Source organism: Bacillus sp. SLBN-46 (assembly GCF_031453555.1).
In the GTDB taxonomy this organism is placed as follows: Bacteria; Bacillota; Bacilli; order Bacillales; family Cytobacillaceae; genus Neobacillus.
On the sequence record NZ_JAVIZM010000001.1, the window covers coordinates 3,700,436 to 3,718,682 of the forward strand.

General features: G+C 38.7%; 18 protein-coding genes. 2 read left to right on the top strand and 16 right to left on the bottom strand.

All coding sequences use genetic code 11. The annotated features are described in order from the left end of the window. Positions 1-113 precede the first annotated feature (113 nt). Complete coding sequence (locus tag QFZ87_RS18850; RefSeq protein ID WP_309864666.1) at positions 114-1,031, top strand: ketopantoate reductase family protein; 918 nt, start codon at positions 114-116, stop codon at positions 1,029-1,031. A 28-nt stretch (positions 1,032-1,059) separates the two neighbouring features. Here QFZ87_RS18850 and QFZ87_RS18855 read toward each other — a convergent pair whose 3' ends face one another. Further along, positions 1,060-1,716 (bottom strand): protein kinase family protein, encoded by a 657-nt coding sequence (locus tag QFZ87_RS18855; RefSeq protein WP_309864670.1) that lies wholly within the window; start codon positions 1,714-1,716, stop codon positions 1,060-1,062. 151 nt (positions 1,717-1,867) lie between these two features. On the opposite strand from QFZ87_RS18855, the gene QFZ87_RS18860 reads away from it, so the two are divergent. After that, positions 1,868-2,422, top strand: a complete 555-nt coding sequence (locus QFZ87_RS18860) for a GNAT family N-acetyltransferase (protein WP_309864673.1) — start codon at positions 1,868-1,870, stop codon at positions 2,420-2,422. Here the strand turns inward: QFZ87_RS18860 and QFZ87_RS18865 are convergent. The 15 genes from QFZ87_RS18865 to QFZ87_RS18935 form a co-directional block, all read right to left on the bottom strand. Continuing rightward, on the bottom strand, positions 2,419-2,637 hold the full coding sequence (locus QFZ87_RS18865) for a hypothetical protein (protein WP_309864677.1): 219 nt from the start codon (positions 2,635-2,637) through the stop codon (positions 2,419-2,421). The two genes, QFZ87_RS18860 and QFZ87_RS18865, sit on opposite strands and share 4 nt — an antisense overlap. A gap of 118 nt (positions 2,638-2,755) precedes the next feature. Beyond that, on the bottom strand, positions 2,756-3,301 hold the full coding sequence (locus QFZ87_RS18870; protein ID WP_309864678.1) for an outer spore coat protein CotE: 546 nt from the start codon (positions 3,299-3,301) through the stop codon (positions 2,756-2,758). A gap of 247 nt (positions 3,302-3,548) precedes the next feature. Continuing rightward, complete coding sequence (locus QFZ87_RS18875; protein ID WP_309864680.1) at positions 3,549-4,004, bottom strand: YlbF/YmcA family competence regulator; 456 nt, start codon at positions 4,002-4,004, stop codon at positions 3,549-3,551. 1 nt (position 4,005) lies between these two features. Next, positions 4,006-5,550 carry a tRNA (N6-isopentenyl adenosine(37)-C2)-methylthiotransferase MiaB gene (gene miaB, locus QFZ87_RS18880; protein WP_309867979.1) on the bottom strand — a complete coding sequence of 515 codons (1,545 nt, stop codon included), beginning with the start codon at positions 5,548-5,550 and terminating at the stop codon, positions 4,006-4,008. 313 nt (positions 5,551-5,863) lie between these two features. Beyond that, positions 5,864-6,730 carry a 2-oxoacid:ferredoxin oxidoreductase subunit beta gene (locus tag QFZ87_RS18885; protein ID WP_309864683.1) on the bottom strand — a complete coding sequence of 289 codons (867 nt, stop codon included), beginning with the start codon at positions 6,728-6,730 and terminating at the stop codon, positions 5,864-5,866. Continuing rightward, positions 6,731-8,467 carry a 2-oxoacid:acceptor oxidoreductase subunit alpha gene (locus tag QFZ87_RS18890; protein WP_309864685.1) on the bottom strand — a complete coding sequence of 579 codons (1,737 nt, stop codon included), beginning with the start codon at positions 8,465-8,467 and terminating at the stop codon, positions 6,731-6,733. It abuts the gene before it with no gap. 470 nt (positions 8,468-8,937) lie between these two features. Next, entirely contained in the window at positions 8,938-9,198 is a 261-nt protein-coding gene (gene spoVS, locus QFZ87_RS18895; RefSeq protein ID WP_003211281.1) for a stage V sporulation protein SpoVS, read from the bottom strand. Between the two features lie 353 nt (positions 9,199-9,551). After that, positions 9,552-10,349, bottom strand: a complete 798-nt coding sequence (locus tag QFZ87_RS18900; RefSeq protein WP_309864893.1) for a TIGR00282 family metallophosphoesterase — start codon at positions 10,347-10,349, stop codon at positions 9,552-9,554. A gap of 110 nt (positions 10,350-10,459) precedes the next feature. Then, entirely contained in the window at positions 10,460-12,019 is a 1,560-nt protein-coding gene (gene rny, locus QFZ87_RS18905; protein WP_309864895.1) for a ribonuclease Y, read from the bottom strand. Between the two features lie 313 nt (positions 12,020-12,332). Continuing rightward, on the bottom strand, positions 12,333-13,376 hold the full coding sequence (gene recA, locus QFZ87_RS18910; RefSeq protein WP_308080140.1) for a recombinase RecA: 1,044 nt from the start codon (positions 13,374-13,376) through the stop codon (positions 12,333-12,335). A gap of 702 nt (positions 13,377-14,078) precedes the next feature. Further along, positions 14,079-15,335, bottom strand: a complete 1,257-nt coding sequence (locus tag QFZ87_RS18915; RefSeq protein ID WP_309864899.1) for a competence/damage-inducible protein A — start codon at positions 15,333-15,335, stop codon at positions 14,079-14,081. Between the two features lie 31 nt (positions 15,336-15,366). Further along, positions 15,367-15,951 carry a CDP-diacylglycerol--glycerol-3-phosphate 3-phosphatidyltransferase gene (gene pgsA / locus QFZ87_RS18920; protein ID WP_308080141.1) on the bottom strand — a complete coding sequence of 195 codons (585 nt, stop codon included), beginning with the start codon at positions 15,949-15,951 and terminating at the stop codon, positions 15,367-15,369. A gap of 50 nt (positions 15,952-16,001) precedes the next feature. Continuing rightward, positions 16,002-16,910, bottom strand: a complete 909-nt coding sequence (locus tag QFZ87_RS18925; protein WP_309864902.1) for a helix-turn-helix domain-containing protein — start codon at positions 16,908-16,910, stop codon at positions 16,002-16,004. 21 nt (positions 16,911-16,931) lie between these two features. Then, positions 16,932-17,723: a DUF3388 domain-containing protein gene (locus tag QFZ87_RS18930; RefSeq protein ID WP_308084215.1), complete on the bottom strand. Its 792-nt coding sequence runs from the start codon at positions 17,721-17,723 to the stop codon at positions 16,932-16,934. A gap of 174 nt (positions 17,724-17,897) precedes the next feature. Next, on the bottom strand, positions 17,898-18,155 hold the full coding sequence (locus QFZ87_RS18935; RefSeq protein WP_309864905.1) for a DUF3243 domain-containing protein: 258 nt from the start codon (positions 18,153-18,155) through the stop codon (positions 17,898-17,900). Positions 18,156-18,247 lie beyond the last annotated feature (92 nt).

An 18,247-nucleotide genomic window follows, 5' to 3' on the forward strand; every position in this document is an offset into this window, starting at 1 on the left:
AAAAATACAAATCATTTCAGTAATAGAAAGAATAAAAGCAAAATTGCCCAAATATTTAATAGATTTGTGCTACTATTAATTCAACACCTTTAAAAAAAATGGAGGTTATCATCATGAAAATATTAGTTGTTGGAGCTGGTGCAGTCGGAGGTTATTTTGGCGGCCGCTTAGCTGAAAAAGGAGAAAAGGTTACCTTTCTTGTTCGGGAAAATAGAAAGAAACAGCTAGAACAAAATGGACTACTCATCCAGAGCATCCATGGAAACATACATATAAGGCCACAACTACTTCTCTCTGGAGAGGCAGCAGAAGCCTTTGACGTTGTTTTGATTTCCACGAAAGCTTATCACCTTGATTCGGCAATTGAAGACATGCGCCCTTACATTGGAAAGGATACTATGATCCTTCCGCTTCTGAATGGGATGTCACACATCGACAAGCTGGTTGAATCCTTTGGTGAAAAAAATGTCCTTGGTGGGCTTTGCTTTGTGGAATCCACCCTTGACCAGCATGGAACCATCATTCAAACTAGTCCTATCCACGATCTAGTGTATGGTGAAAGAAATGGAGAAAAATCTGAACGAATAACACGTTTAGAGAACGTTCTTACGGGGACAAAAGCCAATTTTCTGCTTTCAGATAAGATTAACCAAGAGATGTGGGTAAAATATTTATTCATATCCACGCTTTCCGGTATCACCTCCTTGTTTAGGTCTCCCATCGGACCCATTCTTGAAAATAAAGAGGGAGTTAACACGATTGAGAAGGTGCTGCATGAAACAGCTTCCATTATGAGAAGTATCCATGCACCCCTGCCAGAAGGTATTGAAGACTTACAAAAGAACAAATTAATGGCTATGAATTATGAAATGAAGTCTTCGCTCCAACGAGATATGGAAAAGAGTTTGCCCATTGAAGCAGATCATCTATACGGTTACCTATTAAAATTAGCTAACAAAAACGATATCGATGCTCCCAATTTAAAAATCATTAACCTGAATTTAAAAATATATGAAACAATGAACCTCTAAACTAGTACTTGGGGAAATATCTAATAGTTTATTTATTTCCCATTTTCTTTTTCAATTTCCTGTAAAAGCGATAGCCTTTCCTTACACCATCCACGATAAAAAAAGGAATGGGGGGATGGAATTTAAGTATATAGGGCCTATATATCTTGTAATATGCCTTCTTCAAATCTTTCCACTTGTGGCATACACCCTGTTTATAGAAATCAGAAACGTCTACGATATATCCTTTTCCGTTATGCATCACGACGTTTTTACCATGAACATCAAAGGGATTTAAGCCAACTTTTCTTGCGTATTCTAATCCAGCATCGATATCCTGAATCACATTTTCAGGTATAGGTAAACCCTTTACTAAAGCATCAAATAAAGTAATCCCCTCCAGCTTTTTTAAGATCAAATAATTTTCTCCATAGTCTAAAAGTCTGGAATAGGATTCATGGTTTCCTAATTTTTTATATACCTCTATTTCCTTCTTCAGCTCTTCAGGGTTCCGTCCATAAATTTTCACTACCCAGTTAGGGTTTGACTCATGAGCAAAAACTCCGGCGTAATTGCCGCTTCCGATCGTTCTCCATGAATGGGATTGATTTTTTACAATAATGGGATCGAATGGGCTGGGCGATTGTAATTCAATTTTGGTTAATAACTCATTTTCAATTAGCTTTATATATTGTGCGATTTGCATCCGTACCCACCTTCTCTACTCTTCCGTTAATATTACATAAATCATAATGTTTTTCCCCCATTTCTTCAACCGTATCTTTTCAGCAGTAAAAAACCATAGTACACTTAAAAATAGTTATTATTTGTTCAATATTTAAAAGTGAGGAGATACTGTGAATTTTCCCATTTTAGAAACAAAGAGACTGAAGTTAATTGAAATCACTCATCAGCATGTTGATTCCATTTATGAGGTATTATCTTTAGAAGAAGTAACACGTTTTTACGGAACGAACCGTTTTACCTTACCAATTGAAGCTTCGAGATTAATTGACATGTTCCATAAGAACTTTCATGAAAAAAGAGGGATCCGCTGGGGAATTAAAGTAAAAGAAAATCAAAGGATTATTGGTACAGTAGGGCTAAATGCTTTACATATGAATAATAAAAGGGCTGAAATTGGCTACGAACTACATCCTGCGTTTTGGAGAATGGGCTATGCCTCTGAAGCTATTAAAGAAGTATTGGCGTTTAGCTTTAAGCAATTACATTTGTATCGGTTAGGAGCAGTCGTCTTTCCCGAAAATGAGGCCTCCATCAATTTACTTATGAAACTAGGCTTTGAGCAAGAAGGCCTTCTACGAGGGTATATTCATCAAAATGAAGAATTCCATGATACATGCGTACTATCTTTGTTGCAGCCTGATTGGAAAAGAAGCCAGGAAAATTAGTTCTCCTGGCTTTCATTATTCTCAAAGAAATTCTTCATTGCCTCTGGATCATGTGCTTTTCCATTGTGATAATATGGATTATCTTCTGATGGTTCCTTTGGGTCAAGGTTCGTTTTGATTACTAACATTGGTGAGGAAGGACTTTCAGCAATCATTCTGTCATTTAATTGATCAAAATCAGTCATCTTTTTATTTCCAGGTTGTCTCGGCTCCATCACTAACACCTCCTAGAAATAGCTTGCTGATATTCTCAGTTAAACATGCATTAAATTTCCATATCCTAACCAAATTCAAAACAGAAAAAAACTAGGAAGTTTTACCTTCCTAGTGGTCTTACTCTTCTTCTGAGCCGACTAAGAACTCTGGATTCAGATCCTCAAATTCTTCATCGTCTACATCCAATCCCCAATCATCGTCACAGTCTTTGCAGCCTTCAGAACTAACGCGAACACAAACCTTTGTTTCGCCAATTACTTCTACAAGGAATTCCCTTTCGACGTGAACGATGATTCGATTACCGTTAGGGGAAATGACTGCTTCCACACAATTTGGCTGTTGCAACACTTTAGCACAAATCTCACTGTCATCGTGGCAGTCATGATCACGATACTTTAACTTGATAACATCAGTATATTGTACCCGTTCAGTTACTACCTCTGTTTTGGTATTATCATTAAACGAGTACCATACATTGATATCATAGTGACCGTGAATCTCTACAGTCTTACCTACTTTTTTCGCGTTGTATTTATGGTTGATAATCCAACAACCAAGAATACTTGTTGGACTGTGCGCCGGGCTAATCGTATGATTGGACTGGGTGAATTTACGTCCTTTCGCTACTACGGCCTTCGTAATTATCTCTCTATATTCTCCCATTTCGCGCGAACCCTCCTCATTCAGTTTCATTTCATCGTATGCTAAATTGTAGACTAGTGTGATATATAATTTTGTGAATACTGGTTAAAAGTTTAGTCATAGTTCATTTTATGCGGGATTTAATGGTGTGTGCCTCTCTTGCCTGTACTTAAAAATGGAGGTTTCTTATGTAGATTAAATCGAGGAGAATACTGATTCTTGAAAAAGAAAGAGGCTGACCCTTTTTTGAGTCAGCCTCTTAGCCTAATTAATGATCGTGATCACAATCGTCGTGCCCATCACAAGCTCCGCCGCCATGTTTCATGCTGCCGCCTGTTTCACCCATTAATACATCGCCGCCTGTGGAAGTGATAATCTCATCAGTGACTGTATTTGAAATAGTCGATGCAATTAGCTGCAACAACTCATTAACTTCTAATTGGGATTGCTTAAAATCCTGAACAACAGGAATTTCATCTAGTTCCTGTTCAATTGAAGCAATTTTGTCTTCAACCTTCTTTAATGCCTCAGGTTTTCCATAATGTTGTAGATTAACTGCTTGCTTCTGAAGACCTTTAATATCTGCAATTAATGTGTTTACCTTTGGATTTTCATGAATATGAGCTTCTGCTCGTTTGAAGAAGTCTACTTCTTCAGTTTCTGCTATCATACGTGCTAAATCTGCTGCACGAGCGACGATATCGTCTTTAGTATACTTCGCCACTTTACTTCACCTCTGCTGGTTCTAATTCTTCCACCATTTCTCCGTTTAATGACCATGTTTTTGCTTCTGTAATTTTTACTTTAATAATTTTGCCAATCGTTGATTTAGGTGCTACAACGTTGACAAGCTTGCTTCTTGTTGTGTAACCTGCAAGAACATTAGGGTTGTTCTTGCTCTCCCCTTCGATCAGTACATCAAGAACCTGACCTTCATGTTTTTTCATTGCTTCTAATGACATTTCATTAACAAGCTTGTTTAGACGCTGAAGACGTTCTTTCTTAACTTCCATTGGAACATTATCTTCCATTTTGGCCGCTGGTGTTCCTTCACGTGGAGAATAAATAAATGTATACGCTAATTCATACCCTACTTCACGATAGAGAGACATTGTCTCTTCAAACTGCTCGTCCGTTTCGTTCGGATATCCCACAATAATATCAGTTGTCAAAGCAACATTTGGAATCGCCGCTTTAATTTTTCTAACAAGCTCTAAATATTGTTCTCTTGTATATTTACGAGCCATGATTTTTAATACATCCGTTGAACCTGATTGGACTGGCAAGTGGATATGATCCATTAAGTTGCCGCCTTTAGCAAGAACTTCGATTAAATGATCATCAAAGTCACGCGGATGGCTTGTAGTGAAACGAATTCGTGGAATATCAATCTTACGTAATTCATCCATTAACTCACCTAGACCATAGTTCATTCCTTCTAAGTCTTTACCATAGGCATTAACGTTCTGGCCTAGAAGAGTTACCTCCTGGTAGCCCTGTGCTGCCAAATGACGGACTTCCTGGATAATCTCTTCAGGTCTGCGGCTACGTTCCTTACCGCGTGTATAAGGTACAATACAATACGTACAGAACTTATCGCAGCCATACATAATGTTAACCCATGCTTTAATCTTGCCACGACGTACCTTTGGAAGGTTTTCAATAACGTCTCCTTCCTTAGACCATACTTCAACAACCATTTCCTTTGACATATATGCTTCATGAAGGATGTTTGGCAGGCGGTGGATATTATGAGTACCAAAAATCATATCCACTTGGTTATACGTCTTCAAAATTTTATTAACTACGGACTCTTCCTGAGACATACAGCCACAAACACCTAAAAGTAAGTCTGGCTTCTCTAATTTTAGTGCTTTCAAATGACCTAATTCACCAAACACTTTATTTTCAGCATTCTCGCGAATTGCACATGTGTTTAGTAAAATTACGTTTGCATCCTCTGTATTATCAGTGGGCTCGTATCCTAAAGCTAAAAAGATCCCAGCCATAACTTCTGTATCATGCTCATTCATTTGGCAACCATACGTACGGATATAGAACTTTCTGCCTTCACCCATTCCACGGAACTCTTCTGGAATAGCAAAGTCATTGTGATACTTTACTTCTTCTTTACCACGTTTCTTCGCATCCTTTAAAGAAGGTGCAGTAATTACTTGCTCAAAGTACTTGCTGTAATCCTTGGCGGATTTTTTGTCCGAAGAATTAGCCGTTTCTACTTGTTGACCTTCTAAACGTTGCTTTTCATTCATTTGGTTCAAAATCCCCTTTCTTACATAGTAAACATAAACTGATGGCTTCTATTTAGTTTCATTATTATTCTTTGTGCAAAGAATAAATTTTTGGTTAATCTGCACATTATTATAGTATAAAGGTTTACTGTAATGAAAACAATAGAAATCCCTGTAAACACGCCCTTTTAGAGGACATTGCTAATCATCTAAAATAAAAATTTAGCCAATTAATAATTGTACTGGATTCCAAGTAAAATTAATGTGAGGTAACTCACTATTTTTCATAAAAAAAAATCCCGTGGAACAAAGTTCCGCGGGATTTTTTTATTTATTACATAAATTCGCCGACTAATTTATCAAAATAGTTTTGGTCAAGATTAAGGTCCGCTTGAGATAACGGAGCCGGTGAGTACCCTTGGATTAACTCCTGGTAAGATTGACGCTCAGTATTTTGATAGATTAGACCAGTTACAAGACCATTATGCTTCATTAATGTTTGCATAGCCATTTCACGACTATTTGGGTCGTACCCTTCAACATCACTTAGCTTTGTAAGATTTTCTTTGAACCAATCATATGTGTTGACCTTATTATAAGTTACACATGGGCTGAAAACGTTGATTAATGAGAACCCTTTATGATTGATACCTGCTTCGATTAGAGCAGTAAGTTCTTTTAAATCAGTTGAAAAGCTTTGTGCAACAAATGTTGCGCCAGCAGTTAAAGCCATTTCCATTGGAGAAATTGCTTGTTCAATTGATCCCAATGGAGTTGACTTTGTTTTAAAGCCAGCTGCAGAACGTGGTGATGTTTGACCTTTAGTTAAACCATAAATTTGGTTATCCATAACAACATAAGTAACGTCAATATTACGACGAATAGCGTGAATCGTATGACCCATACCGATGGCGAAACCGTCACCGTCACCGCCAGATGCGATAACAGTTAAGTCACGATTAGCCATTTTAACACCTTGTGCAATCGGTAATGAACGGCCATGGATACCGTGGAAACCATATGAATTGATATAACCAGAAATACGTCCTGAACAGCCGATACCAGAAATAACAGCTAAATTTTCAGGTTCTAAACCAACATTTGCTGCAGCACGTTGCATTGCCGCTTGTACGGAGAAGTCGCCACAGCCAGGGCACCAGTTCGGTTTTACATTGTTTCGAAAGTCTTTAAAAGTGGCCATTTAGAACAACTCCTTACATTTTGTATACACTTCGTGCGGCAAGAACGGATTACCATCATATTTAACATGCTTAACGATTTTCTCAGCATGTCCAACATTCATCTTCATGATATTCGCTAACTGTCCAGTTGCGTTGTTTTCAACAACAACAACCTTCTTCGCAGAACGAACTAACGGAAGAACTTCGTCTGTTGGGAACGGATGAATTAAACGAACATGAGCATGGTTCACTTTTAATCCGTCCTTCTCAAGACGAGTCATTGCTTCTTCAATTACACCACGTGTTGAGTTAAAACCAACAAATAAAACATCAGCATCTTCATGCTTTACATTTTTATAAACTGGTGTATCAAAGCGGATATTCTCGACTTTACGGAAACGCTTATCCATCTGAGCAATTCGGTTAGGCGCTGATTCTGATGGTTTACCAGTTTCATCGTGTTCTACACCTGTTACATGGTGGATACCATTTTTCATACCAGGAATAACACGTGGAGATACGCCATCTTCTGTCACTTCATAACGCTTGAAATAGCCATTGTTTTCGTTTGCAGGAATGTCTCCTGAAACTAACTTACCTCGTCTAATTTCAACTTTACTAAAATCTAAAGGTTCAACTGTTTGTTTACCTAAAGATAGTTGAAGATCAGTAAGTAGAATAACTGGGCACTGATATTCTTCTGCTAGATTGAATGCTTCAGCAGCATCATAGAATGCCTCTTGAACTGTACTTGGAGCCATAACGATCTTTGGAATTTCACCGTGAGTTCCATAAATCATAGCCATTAAGTCTGATTGTTCTTGTTTTGTTGGTAATCCAGTAGATGGACCGCCACGTTGAGTGTCAACGATAACAAGTGGAGTTTCTGTAATACCAGAAAGGCCAATTGCTTCCATTTTCAAGGATAATCCTGGACCAGCAGAAGCTGTAATTGCACGGACACCACCATAGTTAGCACCAATAGCCATTGTACATGCTGCGATCTCATCTTCTGTTTGAATGACTGTTCCGCCAAGAGCAGGAAGCTTTTTAATTAAATATTCCATAATCTCAGAAGCTGGTGTAATTGGGTATGCAGCCATAAATCGGCATCCACCAGCGATCGCACCTAATGCAATCGCATCGTTCCCAATCATAAACATGCGCTTCTTACCATCAGCTTTTTCAAGCTGCATGGTTTGGACACCAGCTCCAAGTTTTTCTTTCATATAATCATAGCCGGCTTTAATTGCATCCATGTTTTTAGCAACAACTTGTTCGCCTTTTTTACCGAAAATTTCATGAACTACTTCTTCAAAAACTCGAATATCCAAATCTAACACAGCAGATGTTGCACCAATAGCTACCATGTTTTTCATTAAAGAAGTTCCTAGCCCAGTAGCAATTTCTGTAAATGGAACCGCATACAAGGAAGCTTGTGTATCTTCAGGTTTCTTTGGATCAAATTTGGAGTCAGCTAGAATGACACCTTTGCTATGAAGCTCTTTGTAGTTTACATCAACGGTTTCTTGGTCAAAGGCTACAAGGATATCTAGATCGTCAGAAATAGAACGAACTTCAGTCGTACTTACTCTGATTTTATTGTTTGTATGACCGCCTTTAATACGAGATGAAAAGTGACGATAACCATACAAGTAATATCCCAGGCGATTCAGTGCGATTGCAAAGATTTCCCCAGTGCTTTCAATACCTTCCCCTTGTTGTCCGCCAACTTTCCACGAAAGTTGATTGATCATGACTTACACCCCTTTGGATATGTAAAAAATAAGTTGATTGAACATACTAAGTGTAGCACTTTTCCTAGTAATTCACTAGAGATTAGCCCATTTAAATACGTTGCAGACTAAAAAATAGAAACAAGGATATGTACTAAACGCTTACAATTCTAGACCTATGCACTAAAAATTGCAACCCTTTCACACCAAATATTGTCTAAAATATGAATATTTTTTTATTATTTGAAATTCACTGTTTTACTTTAAAGCAAAAAATAGATAAATAGCAGATAAAAACTGTTATTCTTATGCGGTTTTGCACGATTTATCACTAAAGGCAATTGATATTTTATACATTTCTCTTGTATATTAGAATAATATTTTTATATACAACTATGACTACCCTGGAAATAAAAAAACCCGCTTGTTTCAAACAAGCAGGAAAAATAAGAAGTACCTTTTTTTGCCCCCCGGAAAATAGTCTATCTCTTTCACCGAGGTTCAACGATTAGTTTGATAGCTGTGCGTTCTTCCCCATCAATTAAAATATCGGTAAACGCAGGGATACAGATTAAATCAACTCCGCTAGGTGCTACAAATCCTCGTGCAATTGCTACTGCCTTTACGGCTTGGTTCAATGCACCCGCACCAATGGCCTGTATTTCTGCTGCACCTCTTTCACGCAGAACCCCGGCAAGTGCACCAGCTACAGAATTAGGATTAGATTTTGCTGAAACTTTTAATATTTCCATTCCTAGCTCCTCCTTAAAAAATCCCGATCCCGCATGAGCAGTTTCATGTACAAATCAGGTTATAACTTTCCACTGCTACTATATTCAGCCTGCAAAAGACATATTCCGGCTTGGACAAAAAAAAGCCTTGATTCCCTTTGAACAATTAAGTGACATTTCAACTTAGAAAAGCGCAAGCGCCTTGATCAGCCCCGACAGGCAAATGTTCTTCGGCAAGAAAAGTCGGCCTTTTGACTTTTATTGCCGAAGGTTATTTGACCCGAGGGGCTAGGCGCTGGAGCTGGACAATTCTCGAAGTCGCATTTTATACATTCTTATAATTTAAAAAAAGAGCAAAAGGGGTTCTTTTGCTCTTACGAATAAAACGGATGGTCATCGTTTATTAAAATAGGACTGATTTTCTTCGTCAATCCTGTTTTACGATCTAGTTCGATATAAACAGCGCTTAACTGGTTTCTACCTGCCGTAGTTACTTCAAAACGGACTGGAAGGCTGGTAAGGAACCTTTTAAGGACAGCATCTCTTTCAACACCTAATATGCCGTCATACGGACCTGTCATGCCCACATCTGATAAATACCCAGTCCCAGCAGGTAGAATTCGGCTATCAGCTGTTTGGACGTGTGTGTGGGTTCCAACAACTGCTGATACTCTTCCATCTAAGTACCACCCCATGGCTTGTTTTTCACTCGTCACTTCTGCATGGAAATCAACAAAGATAAATGGGGTTCTTTCCCTTGCCTTTTCAACTAACTCATCAGCTTTTTTAAAAGGACAATCTAATGGTGCCATAAAGGTTCTTCCTTGAAGGTTAATGACTGCAATCTCAAACTCATTAACTTTAAAAAATGCCATCCCTTGCCCCGGTGTACCTTCTGGAAAATTCGCTGGCCTTATCATATTTTTTGCTGAACCGATAAACTCAAAAATATCTCGATTATCCCAAGCATGGTTTCCAAGCGTAACTGCCTGTGCGCCATACCCTAAAAATTCACGATAGATTTTTTCTGTAATCCCCTTGCCTGCTGCAGCATTTTCCCCATTGATAATGGTAAAGGTAGGCCGGAATTTCTCTTTTAGTTTTGGTAAATATTCCTTAACCATGTCCCGGCCTGGTGAGCCGACCACATCTCCGATAAAAAGTAAATTCATTATTTTTCCTTTCGTCAATAAGAAATTTTAGTTGATTCAATTGTATCACAATCAAAAATAATTTAATCACCGGCTGTATCCAATAAATAAAGCGGTGCAAATGCACCGCTTTATTTTGCGTATTCTACAGCTCGTGTTTCACGAATAACTGTGACTTTAATATGTCCAGGGTAATCTAGCTCTTCTTCAATTCGCTTACGAATATCTCGTGCTAATCGGTGAGCAGCAAGATCATCAACTGCATCTGGTCTTACAATAATACGTACTTCACGACCAGCCTGTATCGCAAAGGATTTTTCAACTCCCTCATAGGATTCAGAAATCTCCTCCAGCTTCTCTAGGCGGCGGATATAGTTTTCAAGAGTTTCACTACGTGCACCTGGTCTAGCAGCTGACAATGCATCAGCAGCGGCAACCAGTACGGCGATAATGGATGTAGGCTCTGTATCACCATGGTGTGACGCAATACTATTAATAACAACTGGATGTTCTTTGTATTTGGTTGCCAGTTCAACCCCAATTTCTACGTGGCTACCTTCCACTTCATGGTCAATTGCTTTACCAATATCGTGAAGCAATCCTGCACGACGAGCTAGAGTTTCATCTTGTCCAAGCTCAGCAGCAAGTAGACCAGAAAGCTGTGCCACTTCCATTGAATGCTTTAATACGTTTTGACCGTAGCTTGTACGGAACTTTAAGCGACCAAGAATTTTAATAAGATCTGGATGGAGTCCATGCACACCCACTTCAAAAGTGGTCTGCTCACCGACTTCACGAATATACTCATCCACTTCGCGACGAGATTTTTCTACCATTTCCTCAATACGTGCAGGATGGATTCGGCCATCTTGAACTAGTTTTTCTAGTGCTAAGCGGGCTGTCTCTCGACGAATAGGATCAAAGCCTGATAGAATAACAGCTTCAGGAGTATCATCAATAATCAAATCAATTCCCGTTAATGTTTCAAGTGTACGGATATTTCGTCCTTCACGGCCAATAATCCGGCCCTTCATTTCGTCATTTGGAAGGTTAACGACTGATACAGTCGTCTCCGCAACATGGTCAGCAGCGCAACGTTGGATAGCTAGAGAAAGGATTTCCTTCGCTTTCTTATCTGCTTCCTCTTTTGCACGATTTTCGCTTTCCTTAATCATTATTGCAGTGTCGTAGACAAGTTCCTGCTCCGTCTTGTCAATAATGATCGCTTTAGCTTCCTCACGAGTTAAGCTCGAAATCCGTTCGAGTTCAGTTTGTTGTGTTCTTATCAACTCGTCCACTTTGCTTTCCATCTCTTCAATATGCTGTTGTCTTTGGTTTAGAGAATCATCCTTCTTTTCTAAAAGATTTTCACGCTTGTTTAACGTTTCCTCTTTTCGATCTAAATTCTCTTCTCTTTGCAGTAAACGGTTTTCTTGTTTTTGCATTTCATTTCTTCGTTCACGAACCTCACGCTCTGCTTCTGTTCGAAGCTTGTGAATTTCATCCTTTGCTTCCAGCAAAGCTTCTTTTTTCAATGAATCAGCATCACGTTTAGCATCTTCAAGAATCTGCTCAGCAGCATTCTTTGCACCAGCTACTTTTGCTTCAGCAATGGATTTATGAACAAAATAGCCAACAACGGCACCGACGATAAGGCCAAGCAAAATGGAGATGATAGTAATTAGGTCCATCGTTACACCTCCTCTTGCTATGAACTTTTGTTACATTTTTAAGTGTCGGCATGTACATTGTTTAGACTCAACATACAGCAAGCACCAATGCTTTTCAAATTGTAATATTACCAAAAATGTAAAATATACATGTTAATTGTAAAGCTGTGAATATTCATTGTCAAGGCTTAGTCCACTAGGCTTTTTTAAATATTTAGAATTCGTCATCAGTTTTTCATGGGATAACAGATGTATAAGTTGAATAATTATTCCGAGATTTGAATTATTATTCAATATTATCAAAAAAGCAAAACCCAAAGGGGGCTTTGCTCTATTAATTATCTAGTAAATTAAATTCCTCTTCTTCTTCAACTTCCGTCACGAACTTTTCACCATCTAAGCCGTAGTGCTCACGGATTTTTTGTTGAATTTCAAGACGGACATCAGGGTTTTCTTTTAAGAAAAGCTTGGCATTTTCACGGCCCTGACCTAGTCTTTCATCATTATAGGAATACCATGAACCGCTCTTCTGAACGATATCTAGTTCGGAGCCTAAATCGATGATTTCGCCCTCTTTAGAAATACCTTCTCCATACATAATGTCTACTTCTGCCGTACGGAAAGGAGGAGCAACTTTATTCTTAACGATCTTTATCTTTGTCTTATTACCAACGATATCATTTCCCTGCTTTAACGCCTCTGCACGACGCACTTCAATACGGACAGTAGAATAGAATTTTAATGCGCGTCCACCTGGTGTTGTCTCGGGATTACCAAACATGATTCCAATTTTTTCGCGAATTTGGTTAATAAAGATAGCGATCGTCTTTGATTTGTTAATGGAACCAGATAGTTTTCGCAGTGCTTGGGACATCAAGCGAGCTTGTAAACCAACGTGAGAATCTCCCATTTCACCTTCAATTTCAGCCTTTGGTACTAATGCTGCTACTGAGTCAACTACAAGAATATCAATTGCACCGCTTCGAACAAGTGCTTCTGCGATTTCAAGTGCTTGTTCACCCGTATCAGGCTGCGATAACAATAACTCATCAATATTAACACCCAATTTTTGTGCATATGCTGGGTCTAGGGCATGCTCAGCGTCAATAAACGCTGCTTGTCCACCTTTTGCTTGTACTTCTGCAATTGCATGCAAAGCAACAGTTGTTTTACCTGAGCTCTCAGGGCCATAAACTTCAATTATACGGCCTCTTGGATATCCACCAACTCCAAGTGCCGCATCAAGTGCTAATGACCCACTCGGACTCGTAAGAATCCTTGTATCAGTTTTCTCTCCCATCTTCATGATGGAACCTTTACCAAATTGCTTTTCAATTTGTTTTAACGCCATTTCTAATGCCGCTTTACGATCACTCACGAATCTTTTCCTCCCTTATATATAAACACATACTTGAAATCTATCGATTTAAAACCTATTAATAATATACCTTCTTTTTAGGTATTTGTCGAGTAAAAAAACGAACATTTATTCGATTGTTTTCTATGTGCTATTTATGTAATAAATAGCATATCCCCCTACTTTTTGTATAAATAGGTATAAATCTCAGCTTTTAAATGGCATTTGGGTTAATTGTCCGAAATCTTTGTTGAGAATAATTGTTAGATGCTTGTTCTATATGACCGGTTCTTTTTTCTTTTCGTCTGCTCGGGTTCGGAGACTGCTTCTACGCGAACGTTTCTTCTTTTTTCCCCTCTGTTTGGGCTCGTAGACGGCTTCTACGCGACCATTTCCTCTTTTCTTCTCCTCTGTTAGGGCTCGTAGACTGCTCCTACGCGACCGTTTTCTCTTTTTTCCCTACTCTTAGGGCTCATAGACTCCTTCTACGCGACCATTTCCTCTTTCTTCTCCTCTGTTAGGGCTCGTAGACTGCTCCTACGCGACCGTTTTCTCTTTTTTCCCTACTCTTAGGGCTCATAGACTCCTTCTACGCGACCGTTTCCTCTTTTCTCCCCTCTGTTTGGGCTCGTAGACTCCTTCTACGTAATCAACTCCACCGTCACTCGCTCCTTCTAGTCGTATAGACTATAAAACATAATTTAAATAAAAAATCACAGAACACTATTTAGTATTCTGTGACTCTTTTAAATTACGTAATATAAAGTAGCTGCCGTATTTCACCGCACGGTTTCGAATTGCTTCCCTTGTTCCGCCAAGCGTAAGCTTTTCAACTCTTGTCGGCATCCCTTTCATTGCCATTCCAATATAAACGGTACCTACGGGCTTTCCTTCCACCTCAGATGGGCCGGCAACACCCGTAAAACTGAGCCCGATATCCGTATCAAAAATCCTTGCAGCATTTTCAGCTAATTCATGCGCACATTGCTCACTTACTGCTCCATGCATATCTAGCGTTTCCCGTTTCACTTGTAAGACCTGATGTTTTACCTCATTTGAATAACAAACCACTCCGCCATTAAACACTGTACTCGCACCGGAGATAGACGTTAGCTCCTGCTGGAACATTCCTCCCGTTAAACTCTCTGCAGCAGTAATCGTAAGTTTTCTATCTTTCAACATTTTTGTCAGTTCAGCCAATATTGAAGTATGATCATAGCCATACAGAAACTCTCCGACTCGCTGAGAGATTTTAGCTTCTACATCATCAAGCATAGTAAGAGCAATATTCTCATCCGTATGTTTTGCAGTAAGTCGTAACGTAACCTCTCCATCCCCTGCAAGTGGCGCAATCGTTGGATTGCTTTGGGCATCGATCAAATCCATAATTTCTGTTTCCAATGCGGCTTCCCCGATACCGAAAAACCGCAGCACTCTTGAAACAATTTTCTCATTCGACTGAGCTTTCGATGAAAGTGCCTTTGCCCCATAATGAATAAACATCGGTTCCATTTCCTTAGGAGGACCCGGCAGAAGCATATATGTATGATTTTCACCACTTACAACCATTCCTGGAGCCATCCCATGATCATTCGGCAGGACTTGGGATCCGTCCAATACAAGTGCTTGCTTACGGTTATTTTCTGTCATCACACGGTTTGTCCGCTTAAAGAAAAGCTCAATCGATTCCAACGCCGCTTCATCCATAACTAATTGTTTACCAAGATGCCGAGCAATGGTTTCCTTCGTTAAATCATCCTTTGTTGGTCCTAAGCCACCAGTAAAGATAATGATTTTAGAACGATTTTCAGCTATTTCAATCGCCGACTTCAATCTGTCAGGGTTATCACCAACTACAGTATGATAAAAAACATTAATACCCTGTCCCGCCAATTGTTGCGATATAAAGCGGGCATTCGTATTCACTATCTGACCGAGTAACAACTCGGAACCAACTGCTATAATTTCAGCATTTAACATACTCTCGCCCTCTTTACCAGTAGATTGTTACCTATTTCGAATTTTTTAAGACATGACTATTTTTTGCAAAATAGTCCCAACCAGACCAAATAGTGAAAATAAGTGCTACCCATAAGGATACTATATCAAATCGGAAGGAGATCAATTCAAAAATAGTATTATGTAGTAGGATACTTGAAATAGCCACGATTTGTGCCCACGTTTTAATTTTGCCGAGCATATTTGCTGCAACTACCTCACCTTCACCTGCAAGTAGCAGTCGTAGCCCTGTAACAGCAAATTCCCTACTGATAATGATGATGACAATCCATGAAGGGGCATATACACCATTCAGTTCAACAAGAACAATTAAAGCAGCTGAAACTAGTAATTTATCCGCTAGCGGGTCAAGAAATTTCCCCATATTTGTTACCATATTATATTTACGGGCATAATGACCATCCACCCAATCGGTTGTTGAAGCTAAAATGAAAATTAGTGCTCCTACAAAGTGAGTAACTGGCAATTCTACACCGAATAGGTGCATGTCCCCCCAATCAAAAGGTGCAAGCATAATAATCAAGAATAGTGGAATTAATAATATTCTCGATACTGTAATTCTGTTTGGAATATTCATAATTTTCCTCCGCGTAGTTATTGAAAGCGAAAATAGTCATCGATTGATGACTATTCGCTTTTCAGAACATATTGAATCTTGATGTTCTGAACATTTGCTGTTGCTGGAATGGCGTACTCAAGCTTTTGGTCATTAATATAAATTTCAGTGTTAGCTGCATTGCCGACCCTGATGGTCGCCAAAGTTTCTGCTGATAAATCCACTGTTTGACTTGAGGTCCCATTGATTCTAAGCGTGTCCGAAATGAAGGTTTTCCCCTTCCCGTTTTTAACACTAACCCAGGCATCTCCGCCTTTAGCAACCAACTTCACAACAAATTTATCAGCATTTTTCAGTTCGTAGGTCGTATCACGACCAGCACTTTGCACGACAGATAATTCTTGAGTCGGAGTGACCACTTCAGGAGTTTTTTCTTCCTCTTTTTGCTTAGCGGTCTCCTCCTCTTTTTCTTTCTCTTTCTCTTTTTCTTTCTTCTCAACTTCTTTTGCTTTTTCAAGGTTCTCGGACTTGACGTATTTTACTGGATCATTTTCTTTACTGAGTGATTCATTGGAATCATTACCAGCATGATTTGTTACAAGTACATAAATGAGACTTGCCAGCCCAACCACAAACACCCCAATTAATATTTTAGGAAGTAGATTCAAAATTTTTGAATTCCCATCATTAATTGATTTGTGGGTCTTTACTCTCGATAACTGCTGAGGTAACTCATCATGATAAGCAACCGGAATTTCACTTTTATAGGTCTCAAATATTTCGTCCGGATTAAGACCTAGCGCCTCAGAGTATTGCTTTATGAATGCACGAACATAAAAATTTCCGGGCATGCTTGCATAATTTCCTTCTTCTATACCAATTAAATAACGCTTTTGAATTTTTGTCATGGATTGGACATCATCCAAGCTAAATCCTTTGGCTAATCGAGCTTCTTTTAGTCGATTCCCTAATTCAGTCAACTGTTAACACCTTCCAATTTATTAAAAATCAAAATCTCCAAAATCTGATCCGGAGAACATATTATGTTGATCAACAACCTCGTAAGTTATCTCTTCTTCTGCATCGTTCCTGAGTTCGATAATATAGTCAAAATCATCGAGGGTATACTCAGAATTTTGCACGAAAATATCCGGATGCTCTATAACTTTAACAGAAGGTAAACGCATGATTTCACGGACAAGCTGCCAGTGCCGCTCATTTGCACGTCTAGTTGAAACAATTCCATCAAGAATGAAAAGGTTATTTTCATTGTACTCATCTTCAATTAGTTGATTTCGAATGGTTTGTTTTAGTAGAGTAGATGAGACAAATAACCAGCGCTTATTTGCACAGACGCTCGCTGCTACCAGTGATTCCGTTTTACCTACTCGCGGCATTCCTCTAATTCCAATTAGCTTATGTCCTTCCTGCTTAAATAATTCTGCCATAAAATCCACTAATAATCCAAGTTCATCTCTTACAAAGCGAAAGGTTTTTTTATCGTCTGCATCTCTTTGGATATACCGGCCATGTCTAACGGCTAATCTGTCTCTTAGTTTTGGTTCTCTTAGTTTAATCAATTTTATTGTGTCCATTGTATGTAAAATTGACTCAAGTCGTTTAATTTGATCGTCATCTTTTGCAAGTATAAGAAGTCCGCGTCTTCCTTCATCCACACCATTAATAGTTACAATATTTATTGAGAGCATTCCCAATAAGGATGAAATATCCCCCAAAAGGCCAGGGCGGTTTTTTTGAATCTCATATTCTAAATACCATTCTTTTTTCATTATAAAAAACCCCCTACTAAGAAGTTTCGACATTTTTTTCACAACTAATCATCTAAACCTTATAATAAATGATTTTGAATGAAGATGAAAGAAAAAACAAAGATTATGGCCTATTTATATGTAACAAAGGAAAAATTTATTTACCAACAAAAAAAGAGAGGATAACTCTCCTCTCTTCTAGCGGCTTCCGTTATTTTGAATAAGTTTAACCATCATATTGGCAATAGCCTGCTGTTCATCTTTATCAGCAACTGACCAAAGGTCTGCAAGCATTCTTTCTTGCTCATTTTTTGGTTCAACTTGCTTTGATAAGTAATCACCAATTTGGAAAGCTAAGTTGCCTATAGCACCTTCACTCATACCTTCATTTTGTGCATGATGAAGACGATCAGCTAAAAAGTCTTCCCATTGTTTCCAGTTTTCTAAAACTGACATGACACATTACCTCCTTTAAATTAGTACAAGGTTATTTTGCGAAGAAGAGGTGTGTCCTATACATGAATAACTTGTGAATTTTATTTCCGATT